Raw genomic sequence first — 17,418 nt, 5'->3', positions numbered from 1 at the left:
TTTGACTACTTGGCCCTGGCTACTTCGCGGCCTGCGCGTCCAGCGTCTTGATCTCTTCCGCGGCAGCCTTGCGGGCCGCGGCGTCGATGCCGGATGCACCCTTGTCCTTGGCGAAGGCGATGAGGGCGGTGCGTGTTTGCTCGTCGCATCCATCCTCACCCACGCCGTCGATGCTGGCCTTGCGGGCAGCAGCTAGCACGGAGTCGCAGGCGTTCGGCGCGAAGGCGAACTGGCCCATGATGGCGCCGAGTGTCAGCGGGTCCTGCAAACGCGGATCGTCGCGGACTGCCTGCAGGGTGGCGCTGCCGACCGTCTTGGATTTTCGATCCTGCGCGATCTGTGTCAGGTCGAAGATGAATTCGAACTCCGCCTTGTCGACGCCGTCGGGCTTCGAGACCAGGATGTCCAGCGCATAGCGGGTGACTTCCTCGGGCGTGACGACCGACCGGATGGCCCTTGCCTGGTGGTAGTTGCGCACCAGCACCCAGCGCGAGGGGAGGTCGCCATAGCGGGCGAGGATGCCGAGCTGCTTGATGGCGGCAAGCTTCTGCTTGTCCGTCTTGGCCGCCTGGGCCTGGGCGAACACCTTGTTGCGGACGCGATCGAGCATTTCGCCCGCCAGCAGGTCGGTGGCCGGCGCTGCCTGCTGCGCCCCTGCGGCTTGCGGGCTGGGGGCATCGGCGAGCGGGCCTTTCGCATCGACCCACGCGGCGAGTGCCTTGCGCGCGTCCGGGCCGAAATAGCCCTTCGGCTCACCCGCATAAAAACCTTCGCTTTTCAGCGTCGTCTCGATCGCCACACGGATCTCGTCGGGCAGCGCCTTGCCGATGCTGACCAGGTTCTCCTCGTCGAGGCCGGCCGGCGCTTCGCGAAACGCGTCCATCACCGCGGCCGCAACCGCCGCCGTTCCGGCGCTGGAGGCCGGTCCGGAAAACAGGCCACTCAGTTCCATGCTGGCGTCACCACCGAACACGCCGGCACCCATGCGGCCGAAGCCGTCATTGTAAAGCGCGATGCGGTCGGTGATGCCTTCGCGCAACGTCATCAGATGGTCGAAGCTGTCGAAGGTGAAGGCGCTCGCAAGCTTGCCCTTTGCCTTGAGTGAGCCGAGCCGCGCCGCTTCGCGCCATGCATGCAGCCGTTCGCGCGGGTTCTTGTCGATACCGAGACCGTCGTCATAGGCGTCGCCGAGCAGGACCATGGCCTCCACGCTGCCGAGATTGGCGGCGTTGATCAGCATCGCGGTCGCCCTGACGTCGTCCTGCGGGTAGACCACGCCCCGCCGCAACAGCTTGGCATGAAGCAGATAGGCCTGCGGTTCTTTCTTGCCTTCGCCCTGGTCGATCAGGGTTTTCAGTTGGTCGTCACTCAGGCCGTCTTCACGGCGCGACGGCCGATAGCTGGTCGAATCGAGATTGGCATATTGCGTCGAGGCATAGAGCCAGAGCGCGTCGCGGTCGCCCCCATTCGCCAGTGGCTTCAGCATGGCGCGCGCATGGTCCTCGTTCTTGAACTGCTGATTGTCCGAAAGCTCGAGCCGCGCCAGCGCCAGCGCTGCGCCGGGCTCGCCGGCATCGGCGCCGTCGCTCAGGCGTTCGACCAGCAGATCGGGATAGTCGACCCGCACGCCATCATAGGCGAGAAGCGAGCCCGCAAGGCTAATGCAGGCACCGAGGTCCCATGAGCCGTTGAACAGTTGGACCGCCGCCCGCGGCTGGCGGCCGACAAACTTGCCGTCCAGCAGCAGGCCGGCGAGCATCGGCCCGGCCTCGGCAACATTCTTGGTGGCCGCGCGCAGCATGGCGATGGCGCGCTTGCCATCCGCCGGGCCGCCTTCGCCCTTGGCCAGCATGTCGGCCAGCATCGGTATGGCTTCGCCGTCGTGGCCAGCGCGCGCCTCCAGCAACTGCCTGGCCTTCGTCGCGTCCTGCGAGGTCCCGCGTCCCAGCCGCAACGCCTTGATGTAAGCCAGCGCCGATCGTCCGGAGCCGTTGGTCCCGGCCTGGGAATCAGTCTCGACGGCATGAAAGGCCTTTTGCTGCTCCTCGCTCGTGAATCCGTATTCCGTCAGCGTCGTGCGCGCAATCAACAGCGGCATGGCGGCGCGGAACTGGCTGTCCCATTCGCCGGGCGACTGGCCCTGGGCCGGCGCGTCGGTAACGCGCTGCGCGGTCTCAACGATCCGGTGCGCGTCGCGTCGCAGCAGCGGTCCATCGGTATATTGCTGCAGCAGCGTCAAAAGAGCTGTGAGATGACCGGCGGCGCCTGCTTTCTGCAAGGCGTCGAGCGCCATCCCGCGCGTCACCGGCGGCGAACCGGCATCCGCGCTGTCGTGCCGATGCACCGAAAAGAACTCGTAGAGGAGGAAATTCGCTTCCGGGCTGCCGCCATCGGCGAGCAGCTTGACCTGCGGCAGGAGAAAGACCAGCCCCGGCTGGTTGAGCGCGACCTGGGTCCGCAGCCACTCAGCGTCAGTCGTTTTTCCTGCGGCGCGCCGAGCATAGCCGCCTGGCATTTGTCGGCCAGGTCTTTGAGTTTGCTGAAGTTCATATCGAACGGGAAGAGCGCGCCATACTGGACCGGCGGCGCCTTGGCCTCAGGGTCGAGCGGCACGGAGGCGCCACGATCACAGGTGCTGATCGCCTCGGCGAGCGCGGCCTTCTTCGCCGCATCGTCGGGCTTGTCGGAGGACGACTGCGCCGCGAAAGCCCCGCCGGCAAGCGGCATCAGGGCGAAGCACGAAAGAAGCAGGGCATGCACCGGCCGCAACATGGGCGTCCCCCTCGGACACGGCCCGGGCGCTTCGCCGCCGGACACTGCCGTTAAATTAGCACATCACGTCAGCGATGATGAGTGTGGTGCTTCACATTCGCGCATGGTTCGCTTGCGCCTGCGGCGTGCTTCGCCATCTGGCCCAAGCGCCTTTCGTCGCAACCGTCAGCTAGTGCGTCTATAGAGGCACCCGGTCTCCGTAACGAGGGAGGAAGTCGTGGCCAAGGTATCGCTTCTGGGCATTCCGCATGACGAGAACTCGTCTTACTTGCGCGGGCCGGCCGAGGCGCCGCCGCTGATCCGGCGCGAGCTTGCCAGCGATGCCTACACGTCATGGTCGGAAACCGGTTTCGATCTGACTGACCGTTTTGTCGACCACGGGGACATCGATTTCACGCAGCGCGGCGACCCGTGGGAGCGGATCGAGAACGAGGCCGGCCGCGCGCTCGATGCCGGCCATCCGCTGATCTCGCTCGGCGGCGACCATGCGATCTCCTGGCCGGTGCTGCGCGCCGTGCGCCGCCGCCATCCGAGCCTGACGATCGTCCATATCGACGCGCATCCGGACATCTATCATTCCTATGACGACAATGCGCGCTCGCACACCTCGCCCTTCGCCCGCATCATGGAAGAGAAGCTGGCCGACAGGCTGATCCAGATCGGCTTGCGCACCGTCAACGATCACCACCGCGACCAGTTCAGGCGCTTCGGCGTCGAGGTGGTGGAGATGCGGCATTTCAAGGAAGGTTTGCAACTCGACCTCAAGACGCCCGTCTATATCTCGATGGACATCGACGCGCTCGATCCAGCCTTCGCCCCCGGCATCTCCCACCGTGAGCCGGGAGGCTTCACCACCCGCCAGGTGGTCGGCCTGATCCAGGGAATAGACCAGCCAATCGTCGCCGCCGACGTCGTCGAATATAATCCGCGCCAGGACCTTTCCAACGTCACCGCGCTCGTCGCCGCCAAGCTGGTCAAGGAGATCGCCGGCATGATGCTGAAGACGAACGGCGCGACGGCCGGCTGAATCAATTTGCCAAGGCGGCGTGCTAAAGCGTTGTTCCGACTCTCATCTCGACGGGGAAAGCCGTGCCGCAGCCGCTCAGGATAGCCGTCGCCGGCGCGCTCGGCCGCATGGGCCGGCAGATGGCGGAAGCCGTTCAGGCCGATCCGCGGCTGGAGCTCGTCGCCCGCTTCCACAGGCCGGGCAGCACGGGCGAGGGGCTGGTCGAGCGCGACGAGGCGCTGGCGCTTGCCGATGTGGTCATCGATTTCACCACGCCAGCGGCTTCCGCTGAGCTGGCAAAAGCCTGCGCGGAGCGCGGCGGCCCGGCGCTGGTGATCGGCTCGACCGGCTTCGATGCCGCTGAGCTGGAGCCGATTGCCGCTGCCGCGACGAAAATCGCCATCGTGCGCTCCGGCAGCTATTCGCTCGGGCTCAACATGCTCACCGGCCTGGTCGAGCAGGCGGCAAGAGCGCTTGGGCCTGACGACTGCGACGTCGAAATCCTCGAAGCGCACCATCGCTTCAAGGTCGATGCACCGTCCGGCACCGCCTTGATGCTGGGCGAGGCGGCGGCGCGCGGGCGCGGCATCGAACTGAGCAAGGTGGCGAAGCGCGCCCGCGACGGCGTCACCGGTCCGCGCCCTGCCGGCGAGATCGGCTTTGCGGTGCTGCGCGGCGGCAGCATCGTCGGCGACCACAGCGTCAGCTTCTTCGCTGAGGGCGAGAGGCTCACGCTCTCTCATACCGCCGGCGACCGCTCGATGTTCGCGCGCGGCGCCATTGCGGCCGCACTCTGGATCGCCGGACGGCCGCCTGGCGAATACGGCATGCGCGATGTGCTTGGCTTCGCCGCTTCGTGACCAACAATAGCTCCGGAATTCGTTTATTCGGCCGTCAAAACGGCTGAAAGCCAGCTGAAAGCTTGGGCATGCCATGACAGTTTCGTGGCGTTCGCCACGCGACCGGCCTGGGAGGGTCGGCAGGAGGAATGCGGCGCGGCCTTGCATGGCGCACCGCCCAGGTGGAGGAAGTTACGTGACCGGTTTCATCTCGAAGTGCGTCTTGCGTTCGGCAGCGCTCACGCTTGCCGTTGTCGCCGCCAGCGCGACGGCGGCATCGGCCGCCGACAAGATCACCATCATCGTCGGCGGCATGGAAAAGCAGATCTATCTGCCGGCCGTGCTCACCCAGCAGCTCGGTTACTTCAAGGATGAGGGGCTCGATGTCGAGCTGGTCAATTCCCGCGCCGGCGTCGAGGCCGAAAACGAATTGCTGGCGGGCGCCGTGCAGGGCGTCGTCGGCTTCTACGATCACACCGTCGACCTGCAGTCGAAGGGCAAATACATCCAGTCGATCGTCCAGTTCAGCCAGGCGCCCGGCGAGGTCGAGCTGGTTTCCGCCAAGCATCCGGAGATCAAGTCGCCGGCCGACTTCAAGGGAGCGACGCTCGGCGTCACCGGCCTCGGCTCCTCGACCGATTTCCTGACGCAGTATCTTGCCGTGCGCAACGGCCTGAAGCCCGGCGATTACACGCTTTTGCCCGTGGGCGCCGGCAACACCTTCATCGCCGCCGTCAAGCAGGACCAGATCCAGGCCGGCATGACCACCGAGCCGACCATCGCCAAGCTGCTCCAGACCGGCGAGGCCAAGGTGCTGGTCGACATGCGCACGCCCGAGAAGACCAAGGAAGCGCTCGGCGGCAACTATCCGGCGGCGTCCTTCTATGTCCAGTCCGCCTGGATCGAGAGCCACAAGGACGAGGCGCAGAAGCTCGCCAATGCCTTCGTCAAGACGATGAAGTACATCGCCAGCCACTCGGCCGAAGAGATCGCCGACCAGATGCCGAAGGACTACTACGCCGGCAACAAGGACCTCTATGTCCAGGGTCTGGCCGGCGGCAAGGCGATGTTCACGCCCGACGGCCGCATGCCCGCCGATGGCCCGGAGACTGTGCTGAAGGTGCTGTCGACCTTCTCCAAGAGCCTGCAGGGCAAGCAGATCGACCTGTCGAAGACCTACACCACGGCATTCGTCGACGCCGCCAAGTAGCATCGATTGGCGAGCCGGGCTTGCCCGGCTCGGTCGTTGAAGATCAACAACTTGCGCCGCTTGCCTGAATCAATTCGGCAGCGGCGCCTTCCGGATGCCGAGGCACCGCAGGCCCATGGGCGTAAGCCCCGGGCATCCCCGCACCATCGCCAAAGGAGTGTGCCATGCAGTTGCAAACCATGGCGGCCGAAAGGCTGTCTCCGGCCGCGCCGCCGGCCGATGCCGCAATCGCCATCGACGACGTGACGCTGCGCTTCGTCACGCCCGACGGCCACATGATGACGGCGATCCGCGATTTCACCATGACGGTGGCGCGCGGCGAGTTCGCCTGCGTCGTCGGGCCGACCGGCTGCGGCAAGTCGACGACGCTCAACCTGGTCACCGGCCTGCTCAGGCCGACCACCGGCAATGTCCGCGTCATGGGCAATCCCGTCACCCAGATCAGCCGCGACATCGGCTTCGTCTTCCAGGCCGACGCGCTGTTTCCGTGGCGCAGCGTCATCGACAATGTGGCCGCCGGCCCGCTCTATCGCGGCACGCCGAAGGCTGAAGCCTATGAGCGGGCGCGCGACTGGATCGCCCGCGTCGGCCTTGCCCGCTTCGAGAAACACTATCCGCATCAGCTGTCGGGCGGCATGCGCAAGCGCGTGGCCCTTGCCCAGACCTTCATCAACCAGCCGAAGATCCTGCTGATGGACGAGCCGTTCAGCGCGCTCGATATGCAGACCCGCACCGCCATGCAGGACGAGCTGCTTGGTCTCTGGTCGGAGCTGAAATCCTCAGTGGTCTTCGTCACCCACGACCTCGAGGAAGCGGTGGCGTTGGCCGACAAGGTCTACGTGCTCACCGCCGGCCCGGGCACGGTGAAGAGCGTCTACCGCATCGACCTGCCGCGCCCGCGCGTCATGGCCGACATCCGCTACGACCAGAAATTCATCGAGATCGCCAAGGTGATCTGGAACGACCTGCGCGAGGAAGTGCAGCTCGGCCAGAGCCGAGGCCTGCAGACCGGCCATTGAGAGGAGAAGCAGCATGACCGCCATTTCTTCCACCGATCAGGCTGCCGCCCGCGCGACCTCGATCGTCGCCGCCGAGGCCCGGGCGAGGGCGCGGCTGCGCCGCCGCCATGCCCTGGTCATCGGCCTGCGGCTCGCCATCCTGATCGTCTTCCTCGCGCTCTGGGAACTCGGCGCGGACTATAACATCATCGATCCGTTCTTCTTCTCCAGCCCCTCCGGCATCTGGGAGCAGATCTGGTCCTGGGTCACCGAAGGCACCTCGCAGGGTCCGCTCTGGCTGCAGATCTATGTGACGCTGGAAGAAACCTTCCTCGGCTTCGTCATCGGCGCGCTGGGCGGCATCGCTGCCGGCATCATCCTCGGTCGCAATCGTCTCCTGGCGGATGTCTTTTCGATCTACATCAAGATCGCCAACTCGGTGCCGCGCGTGGTGCTTGGCTCGGTCTTCATCATCGCGCTCGGCCTCGGCATGGCCTCCAAGGTGGCGCTCGCCGTGGTCATGGTGTTCTTCGTTGTCTTCGCCAATGCCTTCCAGGGCGTGCGCGAGGCCGACCGGGCGATGATCGCCAACGCCCAGATCCTCGGCGCCTCGCCCTATCAGATCACCACCACGGTCATCATCCCGTCGGCGATGAGCTGGATCCTGGCGAGCCTTCACGTCAGCTTCGGCTTCGCGCTGGTCGGCGCCGTGGTCGGCGAGTTCCTCGGCGCCAAGCAAGGCATGGGCCTCTTGATCTCGACCGCGCAAGGCGCCTTCAACGCCAATGGCGTTTTCGCGGCCATGATCATCCTGGCTGTGATGGCGCTTGTGGTGGAATTCCTCATCACCCGCTTCGAGAACTACGTCGTCAAGTGGCGCCCGGCGCCGTTCAACGAGCAGGGGACCTGACGGGACTGTCATCGGCGGCGGCGAGCGGCAGCCGCACCTCGACCTTGAGTCCGCCGCCGGCGGCGTCTCCAAGCGTGACGCTGCCGGCGGCATTCTCGACCACCTCGCGCACGATTGCCAGGCCGAGCCCGCTGCCTTCCTCGGTTGCGCCGGCAATGCGATAGAAGCGCTCGAAGACATGCTCCCGCTCCTCAGCCGGAATGCCGGGGCCGGTATCGGTGACCGTCAGCACGCCCTCGCGATTGATCGCGGCCAGCTTGACGGTCACGTTGCCGGTAGCCGGCGTGTAGCGCAGTGCATTGTCGACAAGATTGACGATCATTTCACGCAGCATGGTGCCGTCGCCGATGACGAGCACCGGCCCAGTCTCATCGAGCCCAAGGTCGATGTTGCGCTCGATCGCCTTCGGCGCTTGGCCTTCCAGCACCTGGCGGGCGGCTTCGGTGAGGTTGATGCGGTCGGCGCGCGGTCGCCGGCTGCCGGGCTCGGCGCGTGACAAGGTCAAAAGCTGTTCGGCCAGACGCGCCAGCCTGCCGGAGCTTGCCTGCAAGGCGACAAGCGCCTCCTGGCGCTGGTCGGCGGCGCTTTCGCGCAGCGCATAGCTTGCCTGCGTCGACATGAGCGCCAGTGGCGTGCGCAGCTGGTGTGCGGCATTGGCGATGAAACGGCGCTGCGCCGCCATCTGCGCCCGCACGCGCTCCATATAGGCGTTGAGCGCGTCGATCAGCGGCCGGATCTCGCTTTGCGCGCCGGGAACCTCGACCGGGTCGAGGTCGCTGCGGTCCGGCGAGCGCACCGCATCGCGCAGGCGGATCAGCGGCGCCAGCCCACGGCGCAGGCCAAGCAGCACGAACACGCCGGCAATCGCCACCAGCGCCAGTTGCTGGGCGAAGGCGCTGAACCAGAGGCGCTTCACCATCGCGTCATGCCCGGCAAGCGTGACGCCCACGGTGACCCTGATCGGCGAATCCGCGCCGGCGCCGATCACCGCATGGCTGAGCGTTGCGAGACGCAGCCGGTGATCGCGATAGGAAGCCTCGATGCTGCCGCCTTGCGGCGCCCCGGGCAGGTCGGGATAACCGGTCAGCAGCCGGCCGTTCGCGGTCTCGACCCGATAGTAGACACTGTCGCGGTCGCCGGTGTCGAACATCTCGATCGCGGCTGGCGGAACGGTGGCGTCGAGAACGCCGTCGGCCATCGCCACCTGCTCGGCGATCGCGCGCGCCGAACCGACCAGCATGCGGTCGGTGACGAGGTCGGAGGTCGACACGGCGTTGCGCTGGCTGGTCCACAGGTTGACGGTCACCAGCGCAGCCAGCGGCAGCACCACCCAGGCCAGCAATTGCAGGCGGAGGCTGCTAATCCGCATGGCGCCTATTCTTCATGGCGCAGCAGATAGCCGAGGCCGCGCAAGGTGGCGATTTGGACGCGCGAGCCTTCCAGCTTCTTGCGCAGGCGATGCACATAGATCTCGATGGCGCTGGGGTCGGCGTCGGTGTCGAAATCGTAGATTGCCGCCGAAAGGGCTGCCTTGCTCACCGTGCGCCCGGCCTTGACCACCAGCTGCTCCAGCACCGCATGTTCGCGTGGCGTCAGGGACAGCGTCTCGTCGCCGAGCGAGAACAGCCTGGTGTTGGTGTCGAAGACGAGGTCGCCGCAGGAAATGACGGGCGCGGTCCGGTCGTTGGCGCGGCGCAGCTGCACGCGGATGCGCGCTTCCAGCTCCTCGATCTGGAAGGGCTTTGCCAGATAGTCGTCGGCGCCTTCGTTGAGGCCCTTGACCCGGCCGTCGAGACTGGCGTTGGCGGTGAGCACGATCACCGGCACCGGGTTGCCGCGCGCCCTCAGCCGTTTCAGCACCTCCATCCCGCCCATGCGGGGCAAAGCGAGGTCGAGGATGATCAGCGCATGGTCCCCGGCCGCCAGCGCATGCTCGACGTCCTCGCCGTCATGGACGACATCGACGACATAACTCGCCTGGCGCAGCGTCTTGCTCAGCCAATCTGCCAGTTCGCGATTGTCCTCGACAAGCAGGAGCCGCATCGTCTGTCGTTGTTCACTCCGCGGACCGCGCCGGCCCTGACGAGCGCGCGGCATCCGAATTCGATCCTCGACGTCAACCGATAGTATCGATCCGTTCACAAGGCAAACGCCGGCCGGAACCTGGCGGCGCCGGCTTTCGATCGCTCAGCCGATCTTGCCTCTGATCAAACCGAACGGTTCGGTTCAAATTATGTTGACGGATCGTGCGTCATGGGTGAACACCGGCGCTCCAATTGAGGGCGCGGCGCCGGATGTGACGACATGTAAGTTATTGCAAATAAAAGAACATCCAGTTGCGATGGGGCGCTCTTCTTCGGATTTCAATGTCGAACCGATCGGTTCGATTTGCACTTTTTCGTGATTGGAAATGGCAACAGGGTGGACCCATCTCGGGGTGATCCGAGCGACGCGAATTTCCAATAAGGCACGCCACTAACGGACACGACTTTTGAAATCTGGAGTACCTGAAATGAACAAGATTGCTCTTACCGCCGCCGCCGTTCTCGTTGCCACCGGCAGCGCTTTTGCCGGCAGCGACCACTATGGTTCCGACAATGTCAACCAGCCGGCTGTCACCCAGTCGGTCGCTCCGCGATCCGGCGACAATATCGATCGCAGCATCACCGGCTCGATCCGCAAGTTCGAGCAGCGCGATCTCAAGATCACCCCGGATCAGAACCAACCGGAATCCGGCCAGGGCATCTGGGGCCGCTAAGCCGACCCGATCCCGAAACCGATAAGAACCACAGACCTCAGAGCGGCGGGGTTGTCCCGCCGCTCTGCTCTTGTAGAGCCGGCTGCCGGTCGGCCTGAATCTGTTGTTGCGAAACGAACTTCCAGGCGAGGCCACGACAGCGGCTTCGACGTGCTCAGCGAGGAAGAGATTTCGCACGGGAATAAAACCGGGCCGTTCCGGGTCTTGTCGGCAGCGGGGCCATCCTCCCAAGGCGCCGCCGATGAAACGACAGGACAAGGAACATTGAGATGACCAGGATCGCATTCGTCGCGGCCGCCATGCTTGTCGCTGCCATGGGCAGCGCCTCTGCCGGCAGCGATCACTACGGCGCCGACGGCGCCAACCAGACGACCGCCGGCGTCGACCAAGCTCCGACCGCCTCGATCCGCGTACGGGACATGGCGCATCACGAGGCTTCGGTGGCGACAAGCTCCAGCGAGACGGCCGCCGACATCATTGCCCGGCACAACGACGAAAGCCTCTGGGGCCGCTGACGCCGCCTCGACCTCGCCAAAACCTTCACCGTCCAACGACAGGAACTTTTGCAATGACCAGGATCGCTCTCACCGCCGCCGCCATGCTTCTCGCCATGGTTCTGCCTTCGCCAGTAGCGACCACTATGGCGACGACAGCGCCAACCAGCCGACCGCCGGCGTCGACCGCGGCCCCACCGCCTCGGTGCGCAAGCACAAGGCCGCCAAGCCGGCCGATGTCGACACCTCGACGACGACTGGATCGGCGCCGTCGCAAGCCTGGCCGGATCCGGGCCAGGGCATCTGGGGCAATTGATATTTTGTCTTGTGAAGCACTTAGGGCGGCAGGCTCGCCCCGCCGCCCTAAAGTCGTTCTTTGGCTAGGCTGGCGTTCCTTCGCACCCCCCTCTGGCCTGCCGGCCATCTCCCCCCGCAAGGGGGGGATAGGATATCGCGCCCGCCTTCGCCGGCCGCCGACGTTGCAGGAAGAGCGCCACCGACGAAGCTGCCAATCTCCCCCCCACAAGGGCAGGGCTATCGCATATGGGTGATGGCCTGGATGAGATAGCCGTCATTCCAAGCGCATTTCTTGATGCGGTGACTGATGGGGACTTTATCGACATCTGCGGCCTGAAGGAGATTTCTGGCGATGCGGTTGAGGAGGGCGGTGTTGGCGGGGGCGTTGTCCTTGCGGGCACGGGATTGATCCTCGTCCAGATGAACATCCAGCATCCAGTGCAGGCCGTTCTCGATCTGCCAATGGGCTCTGGTGAGCTCGAGGGCTTGCTGGGGTGACAGCAAGGTGGAGGCCATGAACAGGCGCGTCAGCGGCTTGGCCTGGTCGCGCCGGCTGGTGATGCGGATGAAGGCTTTGTGGCCGGCCATCAGCGGTTCAGCCGATACCACGACCTCGGCTTGGCGCCATTCGCTGCGGCCATGGCTGGTTTCGGTCCGCTCCGCGACTGCGGGGGCGGTCTCGGCCAGATGGCGATTGGCGTGGCCGACCCAATGGCGACGATTGCCTTTGAGCGCGAGCAGGTAGTCGCCGCCCCGTTCGGTGATGGCCTTTGCCATGCGCGTGTGACAGTGGAGCGCATCGGCTGTGACCAATCGTCCAGTAAGATCAATAAGTTCGATGACTTTGAGGGCGGCCTCGACCTCATTCTCTTCCTCGCCGGGCGAGACCGCCGCCAAACATAGCCGCGTCTCGGCGGCAAAAGCCGACACCGTCAGGGGAGGACTGGCTGCAAGGCCTTTCTCGTAGGCTCGCCGCAGCGCCTTGCCGTCGAGCGAGACCACTTCCTCACACGCCCGCGCGAAGCCCGCGGCAAAGGCGGCAAAGGCACGGCTGAACGCCTCCGGATCGAGCAGCCGCAGCAGCCGCGAGAAGGTATCGTGGCTGGGCGCCACCTCATACGCGATCAACCGCGACAGCGCCTGCTTGCGCTCTTGCGCGAACAACGAGAACTCCGTCGCATTGCTCGCCCCGCACAGGCTCGCCGCGATCATCATCACGATCAAATCGCCAAGCCGATGCGTGGCATTGCCGGCGCGCGGATCGGGTAGCGCGCCGAAATAGCTCTCAAGGCTGGAAATGGCAGTCTCTCCCTCGTTCGACTGCCTGCCCAAAGAATCCCTTCTCAGGCCAACTTCAAGTCCCAAAAAGCCATATGCGATTCCCCTGCCCCTTGCGGGGGAGATGTCCGGCAGGACAGAGGGGGGGTGCTGTCCCGCCGGCCTACCTGGGTGGTGACGACAGGTCCGGTCGCGTATAAAACGCGCGCTACTCCAAATCCTTCGGTCTGACGAAATGCGTCAGCCGAGCATCGCCGAATTCGAGGTTCGCCCAACCGTCCTTCACAGTGAACCGCGCCAGCGCCGCCGTCGGGAACTTCGCTTCGATCTTCTTGAACACCCCTTCATCCGATCCGGCGCCGGCGAGCCGCAGCGCGAAATTCTGCAGGCCGGGATTGTGGCCAATCACCAGCAGGCTGGCCGCCTTGGCCTGACGCACGCGCGCCAGGATGGCGGCGGGCGCCGCTTCGTAGAGCTCCTCGGCGAACTCCGCCGGCACATGCTTCGGCAGTTCCCGGGAGACCAACCGCCAGGTGTCGCGCGTGCGCAGCGCCGGCGAGACCAGCGCCAGATCCGGCTGCCAGCCGCGCCGCGAAAGCTCGCGCCCCATCAGCGGCGCCGTCTTCAGCCCGCGCGGTCCGAGCGGCCGGTCGAAATCGGCAAGCTTGGGATCGTCCCAACTCGACTTGGCGTGGCGCAGGATAAGCAGTTGTCTCATCGGCATTGTTCAGGACCAGGTAATCTCGGCGTTGAAATCCTTGCCATATTCGGCACCATATTTCGCGCCCGTGGTGGCATCAAAGGCCGCTACCAGTGCACCGAAGACAAACAGGCCCACGCGCTGTTCGTCGCTATCCCACCTCACGGCAACATCTGCTTCGGTGATCGCCCATTGGCCGGGTCTAACATGGATTGCACCGAGAACCGTGCCAGCCTGGTTGCATTCCGTCTGGTGCAGGCAGAAGCACGCCGTGGCATTTTGCGGCCCGTCGGCCTCTTCGTGCTCGAAGACACCTGCAATGTCGCCTTTGGTGCAGACCGCGCTGTCGAAGATATCCACGGCTACCAGGTCCCGATTGGTGCGTCGTCTCTGCCTCTAAGGCGTGATCCGCGCCAGCTGTTCGAGGTCACGCTCTTCGCGCAGCGGATCCGGCGCCATCACCATCGAGGTGGCGTTGTCGGCGTCGTCGGCGAAGTGGGCGAGCACGGTGTGGCCCTTTTCCATGCGGGCCTTGCCTTCGGCGACCAGACCCAGCGCCAGCGGGTAGAGGCGGTGCTCCACTTTCAGCACCCGCGCGGCTAGAGTGTCCTCATTGTCGCCGACCATCACCGGCACGGCCGCCTGGGCGATGATGGGGCCGTCGTCCATCTCGGGCGTGACGAAATGCACCGAGCAGCCATGGATGCGCACGCCGGCGCGGATGGCGCGCGCATGCGTGTCGAGCCCCTTGAAGGCCGGCAGCAGGGCAGGGTGGATGTTGACCATCCGCCCTTGCCATTTCTCGACCAGTCCGCGGCCAAGGATGCGCATATAGCCGGCCAAGGCCACGATCTCGGCGCCGAAGCCGGTGAGCGCTGCGTCGAGCGCTGCGTCGTACGCGTCCTTGCTCGGATGGTCGGCGCGCTGGATGACCTTGGTGGCGATGCCGCGCGACTGCGCGATGCCGAGGCCGGCGGCGTTCGCACGGTCGGAGATGACGCCGACGATATCGGCCGGATAGGTTGGATCCGCGGCCGCCGCGATCAGCGCCGTCATGTTGGAGCCGCGCCCCGATATCAGGACGACCGTGCGCTTCCTGCTCATAGGCCGATCGAGCCCCGATAGATGACGCCCGCGTCGCGGCGCGGCACGATGCGCCCGATCGGCGTCACCGTCTCGCCCGCCTCCTGCAGCACCGCCGCCACCTGCGCCGCCTGGCCCGAAGCAACGGCCAGGATCATGCCAATGCCGCAGTTGAAGGTGCGCATCATCTCTTCCGGCGCGACGCCGCCGGTCTTGGCGAGCCACGAGAACACCGGCGGCACGTCGATCGCCTCGAGGTCGAGCTCGGCGGAAAAATCCTTGGGCAGCACGCGCGGAATGTTTTCCGGAAAACCGCCGCCGGTGATGTGTGCGAGCGCCTTGATGCCATGCGTGTTGCGGATGGCCTTGAGGATCGACTTCACATAGATGCGCGTCGGCTCGAGCAGCGCCTCGGCGAGGCTGATCTCGTCGTTGAACGGCGCCGGATCGCTCCAGCCAAGGCCGCTCGCGGCGACGATGCGGCGCACCAGCGAGAAGCCGTTGGAGTGCAGCCCGGAGGAGGCGAGCCCAAGCAGCACGTCGCCCTCGACAATGTCGTCGGTGGGAAGCAACTGGCCGCGCTCGGCCGCGCCGACGGCAAAGCCCGCAAGGTCGTAATCCTTGTCGTGATACATGCCTGGCATCTCGGCCGTCTCGCCGCCGATCAGCGCGCAGCCGGCCTGCCGGCAGCCCTGCGCGATGCCGCCGACGATCGCCGCGCCCTGCTCGGGGTCGAGCTTGCCGGTGGCGAAATAGTCGAGGAAGAACAAAGGCTCGGCGCCCTGCACGACGATGTCGTTGACGCACATGGCGACAAGGTCGATGCCGATCGTGTCGTGCTTGCCGGCATCGATGGCGATCTTGAGCTTGGTGCCGACGCCGTCATTGGCCGCGACCAGCACCGGATCGGTGAAGCCGGCGGCCTTCAGATCGAACAGGCCGCCGAAGCCGCCGATCTCGCCATCGGCGCCCGGTCGGCGCGTCGCGCGCACCAGCGGCTTGATCTTCTCGACCATCAGATTGCCGGCATCGATGTCGACGCCCGCCTCGGCATAGGTGAGCCCGTTCTTGCGCTTGGCCTTGTCGCCCTTGCTCATCTTCGGCTCGTCCCTGTTTCCATTGCGGGCTCTTCGCATGAATGGTTTCGGGGGGCAAGGTTGACGCGCAGGTGAGGGAGTTTGTTCCGGGGAAAGTGCTGGCCGGCGAGGCGATTGGCCGTCACCGCCGCATTCGCGAATGGCCAGCGCAGAAGAAGGAAGCAAGCTCCCTCCCTTGCATCCACCCCCCATCTCGCTCATCTATTTCCCAATAAAAGCCACGACGGGACATCGCGTGACCATACCCAACATGATCACGATCATGCGCCTGCTGCTGGTGCCAGCCGTGGTACTGGCCATGCTGCAGTCGCGATGGGACTGGGCGTTTGCCGGCTTCCTCGTCGCCGGCATCTCCGATGGCATCGACGGCTTCATCGCCCGCCGCTATCGGTTGTTCTCGCAGCTCGGCGCCTATCTCGATCCGATAGCCGACAAGCTTCTCCTGGTCTCGGTTTTCGTCGTCATGGGCTTTGCCGGCGAGCTGCCGCTGTGGCTGGTCGTGACCATGGTCTCGCGCGACGGACTGATCGTCTGCGCCGTGCTTTTGTCGAGCGTGATGGCGCATCCGGTCGAGGTGAAGCCGCTCTTCGTGTCGAAGGTGAACACCGCCGTGCAGATCGCGCTTGCGGCGCTGGTGCTGGGCGAGCTTGCCTTTTCCGTCTATCTCGATCCGCTGCGGCCGGCGCTTATATTGCTATCCGGGGTCTTGACCGTGGCTTCGGCCGCGGCCTATCTCGTGGCCTGGCTAAGGCATATGAGCGGCAATGGCGAAGGCTCCCAGACGAGCGGCACCAAGTCGGGCAATTCCAACACGGGCACCTGACAGCGAAGCCTGGACGGCCGCGGCCTCGACCGCGCTCCGCCGGCAGATCGCGTTCTGGCTGATCTTTGCCGTGATCCTTGCGCTGTTCCTCTACATCTTCTCCGGCATCCTGCTGCCCTTCGTCGCCGGCATGGTGCTCGCCTATTTCCTCGATCCGGTGGCCGATCGGCTGCAGCGGCTCGGCCTTTCCCGGCTCATGGCGACGGTGGTGATCCTCATCGCCTTCATCGTCGTCGTGGTGCTCGCCTTCGTCATCCTGGTGCCGGTGCTGGCGACCCAGATGGCCGATTTCGCGCGCAAGCTGCCGGAATATCTCACCCGCCTGCAGTCACTCATCACCAGCTTCGATCCGAAGTGGCTGGAGCAGCGTTTTGGCGTCAACGCCGCCGGATTGCGCGACGGGCTGAACTCGCTGCTCACCTCCGGTTTCAGCCTGTTGACCACCGTCTTCACCTCGATCTGGAGTTCGGGCGTGGCGTTGGTCTCGGTCGTCAGCCTGTTCGTCGTCACCCCGGTCGTCGCTTTCTACATGCTGCTCGACTGGGACCGCATGGTGGCCGTGGTCGACAGCTGGGTGCCGCGCGACTATGTCGAGACGGTGAGAGCTTTAGCCCGCGACATCAACACCGCCACCGCCGGCTTCGTGCGCGGGCAGGGCACGCTCTGCCTTGTGCTCGGCGCCATGTATGCCACCGGCCTGACGCTGACGGGCTTGAACTTCGCCATTCTCATCGGCTTCTTCGCCGGGCTGATCTCCTTCATCCCCTATGTCGGCTCGCTGACCGGGCTGGTGCTCGCCGTCGGCGTCGCCTTCGTCCAGTTCTGGCCGGACTGGACGATGGTCGTGCTTGTGGCTTGCGTGTTCTTCGTCGGCCAGTTCATCGAGGGCAACATCCTGCAGCCAAGGCTGGTCGGCAAAAGCGTCGGCCTGCACCCGGTCTGGCTGATGTTTGCGCTGTTTGCCTTCGGCGCGCTGTTCGGCTTTGTCGGGCTGCTGATCGCGGTGCCGGCTTCGGCGGCCATCGCGGTTTTGGTGCGCTTTGCGATTTCCCGCTATCTCGAATCGCCGCTTTACAGGGGCCACGCCACCGAGACCACGCCGCCGCTGCCGGCCGATCGCGGCGGCGGCCACCGCAGCCAACCGCGTGGCTGA

At 65.4% G+C, this 17,418-nt stretch carries 17 protein-coding genes and 1 pseudogene; 10 read left to right on the top strand and 8 right to left on the bottom strand.

Annotation, left to right across the window (positions count from 1 at the left end; all coding sequences use genetic code 11):
- Positions 1-19: 19 nt before the first annotated feature.
- Positions 20-2,515, bottom strand: a complete 2,496-nt coding sequence (locus EJ067_RS04715) for a sel1 repeat family protein (RefSeq protein ID WP_126084894.1) — start codon at positions 2,513-2,515, stop codon at positions 20-22.
- A 474-nt stretch (positions 2,516-2,989) separates the two neighbouring features.
- On the opposite strand from EJ067_RS04715, the gene speB reads away from it, so the two are divergent.
- The 5 genes from speB (at position 2,990) to EJ067_RS04690 (ending at position 7,735) form a co-directional block, all read left to right on the top strand.
- On the top strand, positions 2,990-3,799 hold the full coding sequence (gene speB / locus EJ067_RS04710; protein ID WP_126084893.1) for an agmatinase: 810 nt from the start codon (positions 2,990-2,992) through the stop codon (positions 3,797-3,799).
- A 62-nt stretch (positions 3,800-3,861) separates the two neighbouring features.
- On the top strand, positions 3,862-4,638 hold the full coding sequence (gene dapB / locus EJ067_RS04705) for a 4-hydroxy-tetrahydrodipicolinate reductase (RefSeq protein WP_126084892.1): 777 nt from the start codon (positions 3,862-3,864) through the stop codon (positions 4,636-4,638).
- Positions 4,639-4,813: 175 nt separating this feature from the next.
- On the top strand, positions 4,814-5,827 hold the full coding sequence (locus EJ067_RS04700) for an ABC transporter substrate-binding protein (protein ID WP_126084891.1): 1,014 nt from the start codon (positions 4,814-4,816) through the stop codon (positions 5,825-5,827).
- A gap of 164 nt (positions 5,828-5,991) precedes the next feature.
- On the top strand, positions 5,992-6,846 hold the full coding sequence (locus tag EJ067_RS04695) for an ABC transporter ATP-binding protein (RefSeq protein WP_126084890.1): 855 nt from the start codon (positions 5,992-5,994) through the stop codon (positions 6,844-6,846).
- A 13-nt stretch (positions 6,847-6,859) separates the two neighbouring features.
- Positions 6,860-7,735, top strand: a complete 876-nt coding sequence (locus EJ067_RS04690; protein WP_126084889.1) for an ABC transporter permease — start codon at positions 6,860-6,862, stop codon at positions 7,733-7,735.
- Here the strand turns inward: EJ067_RS04690 and EJ067_RS04685 are convergent.
- A complete protein-coding gene (locus EJ067_RS04685; RefSeq protein WP_126084888.1) occupies positions 7,716-9,104 on the bottom strand; it encodes a sensor histidine kinase in 1,389 nt (462 codons plus the stop codon). The two genes, EJ067_RS04690 and EJ067_RS04685, sit on opposite strands and share 20 nt — an antisense overlap.
- Before the next feature lie 5 nt (positions 9,105-9,109).
- Complete coding sequence (locus tag EJ067_RS04680; RefSeq protein ID WP_126084887.1) at positions 9,110-9,778, bottom strand: response regulator; 669 nt, start codon at positions 9,776-9,778, stop codon at positions 9,110-9,112.
- A 469-nt stretch (positions 9,779-10,247) separates the two neighbouring features.
- On the opposite strand from EJ067_RS04680, the gene EJ067_RS04675 reads away from it, so the two are divergent.
- The 3 genes and pseudogenes from EJ067_RS04675 (at position 10,248) to EJ067_RS04665 (ending at position 11,303) form a co-directional block, all read left to right on the top strand.
- Positions 10,248-10,493: a DUF680 domain-containing protein gene (locus EJ067_RS04675; protein WP_126084886.1), complete on the top strand. Its 246-nt coding sequence runs from the start codon at positions 10,248-10,250 to the stop codon at positions 10,491-10,493.
- A gap of 269 nt (positions 10,494-10,762) precedes the next feature.
- On the top strand, positions 10,763-11,008 hold the full coding sequence (locus EJ067_RS04670) for a DUF680 domain-containing protein (protein WP_126084885.1): 246 nt from the start codon (positions 10,763-10,765) through the stop codon (positions 11,006-11,008).
- A gap of 53 nt (positions 11,009-11,061) precedes the next feature.
- A pseudogene (locus tag EJ067_RS04665) lies at positions 11,062-11,303 on the top strand (DUF680 domain-containing protein).
- Positions 11,304-11,521: 218 nt separating this feature from the next.
- Here the strand turns inward: EJ067_RS04665 and EJ067_RS04660 are convergent.
- The 5 genes from EJ067_RS04660 to purM form a co-directional block, all read right to left on the bottom strand.
- Entirely contained in the window at positions 11,522-12,616 is a 1,095-nt protein-coding gene (locus tag EJ067_RS04660; protein WP_245468096.1) for an ISAs1 family transposase, read from the bottom strand.
- Positions 12,617-12,770: 154 nt separating this feature from the next.
- Positions 12,771-13,280, bottom strand: coding sequence for a histidine phosphatase family protein (locus EJ067_RS04655; RefSeq protein WP_126084884.1), 510 nt, complete (start codon positions 13,278-13,280; stop codon positions 12,771-12,773).
- Between the two features lie 9 nt (positions 13,281-13,289).
- On the bottom strand, positions 13,290-13,622 hold the full coding sequence (locus EJ067_RS04650; RefSeq protein ID WP_126084883.1) for a hypothetical protein: 333 nt from the start codon (positions 13,620-13,622) through the stop codon (positions 13,290-13,292).
- A gap of 36 nt (positions 13,623-13,658) precedes the next feature.
- Positions 13,659-14,366: a phosphoribosylglycinamide formyltransferase gene (gene purN / locus EJ067_RS04645; protein ID WP_126084882.1), complete on the bottom strand. Its 708-nt coding sequence runs from the start codon at positions 14,364-14,366 to the stop codon at positions 13,659-13,661.
- Entirely contained in the window at positions 14,363-15,442 is a 1,080-nt protein-coding gene (purM, locus tag EJ067_RS04640; RefSeq protein ID WP_126084881.1) for a phosphoribosylformylglycinamidine cyclo-ligase, read from the bottom strand. Before purM ends, purN begins: the two co-directional genes overlap by 4 nt.
- 235 nt (positions 15,443-15,677) lie before the next feature.
- Between purM and EJ067_RS04635 the strand changes: the two genes are divergently transcribed.
- Together EJ067_RS04635 and EJ067_RS04630 are read left to right on the top strand one after the other, a co-directional pair.
- Positions 15,678-16,265: a CDP-alcohol phosphatidyltransferase family protein gene (locus EJ067_RS04635; protein ID WP_126084880.1), complete on the top strand. Its 588-nt coding sequence runs from the start codon at positions 15,678-15,680 to the stop codon at positions 16,263-16,265.
- Complete coding sequence (locus tag EJ067_RS04630) at positions 16,207-17,418, top strand: AI-2E family transporter (RefSeq protein ID WP_126084879.1); 1,212 nt, start codon at positions 16,207-16,209, stop codon at positions 17,416-17,418. The genes EJ067_RS04635 and EJ067_RS04630 overlap by 59 nt, the downstream gene beginning before the upstream one ends.

Origin of the sequence: Mesorhizobium sp. M1D.F.Ca.ET.043.01.1.1 (assembly GCF_003952385.1) — a bacterium.
Classification (GTDB): domain Bacteria; phylum Pseudomonadota; class Alphaproteobacteria; order Rhizobiales; family Rhizobiaceae; genus Mesorhizobium.
Note: the sequence above shows the minus strand (reverse complement) of the source record. Positions and strands in the feature narration are given on the sequence as shown.

Excerpts from the sequence above, each read along its gene's own strand:
- EJ067_RS04690 (WP_126084889.1), top strand. The coding sequence starts at position 6,860 with ATGACCGCCATTTCTTCCACCGATCAGGCTGCCGCCCGCGCGACCTCG.
- EJ067_RS04695 (WP_126084890.1), top strand. The coding sequence starts at position 5,992 with ATGCAGTTGCAAACCATGGCGGCCGAAAGGCTGTCTCCGGCCGCGCCG.
- EJ067_RS04715 (WP_126084894.1), bottom strand. The coding sequence starts at position 2,515 with ATGCCAGGCGGCTATGCTCGGCGCGCCGCAGGAAAAACGACTGACGCT.
- EJ067_RS04675 (WP_126084886.1), top strand. The coding sequence starts at position 10,248 with ATGAACAAGATTGCTCTTACCGCCGCCGCCGTTCTCGTTGCCACCGGC.
- purN (WP_126084882.1), bottom strand. The coding sequence starts at position 14,366 with ATGAGCAGGAAGCGCACGGTCGTCCTGATATCGGGGCGCGGCTCCAAC.
- EJ067_RS04680 (WP_126084887.1), bottom strand. The coding sequence starts at position 9,778 with ATGCGGCTCCTGCTTGTCGAGGACAATCGCGAACTGGCAGATTGGCTG.
- EJ067_RS04685 (WP_126084888.1), bottom strand. The coding sequence starts at position 9,104 with ATGCGGATTAGCAGCCTCCGCCTGCAATTGCTGGCCTGGGTGGTGCTG.
- purM (WP_126084881.1), bottom strand. The coding sequence starts at position 15,442 with ATGAGCAAGGGCGACAAGGCCAAGCGCAAGAACGGGCTCACCTATGCC.
- EJ067_RS04670 (WP_126084885.1), top strand. The coding sequence starts at position 10,763 with ATGACCAGGATCGCATTCGTCGCGGCCGCCATGCTTGTCGCTGCCATG.
- EJ067_RS04630 (WP_126084879.1), top strand. The coding sequence starts at position 16,207 with ATGGCGAAGGCTCCCAGACGAGCGGCACCAAGTCGGGCAATTCCAACA.
- EJ067_RS04655 (WP_126084884.1), bottom strand. The coding sequence starts at position 13,280 with ATGAGACAACTGCTTATCCTGCGCCACGCCAAGTCGAGTTGGGACGAT.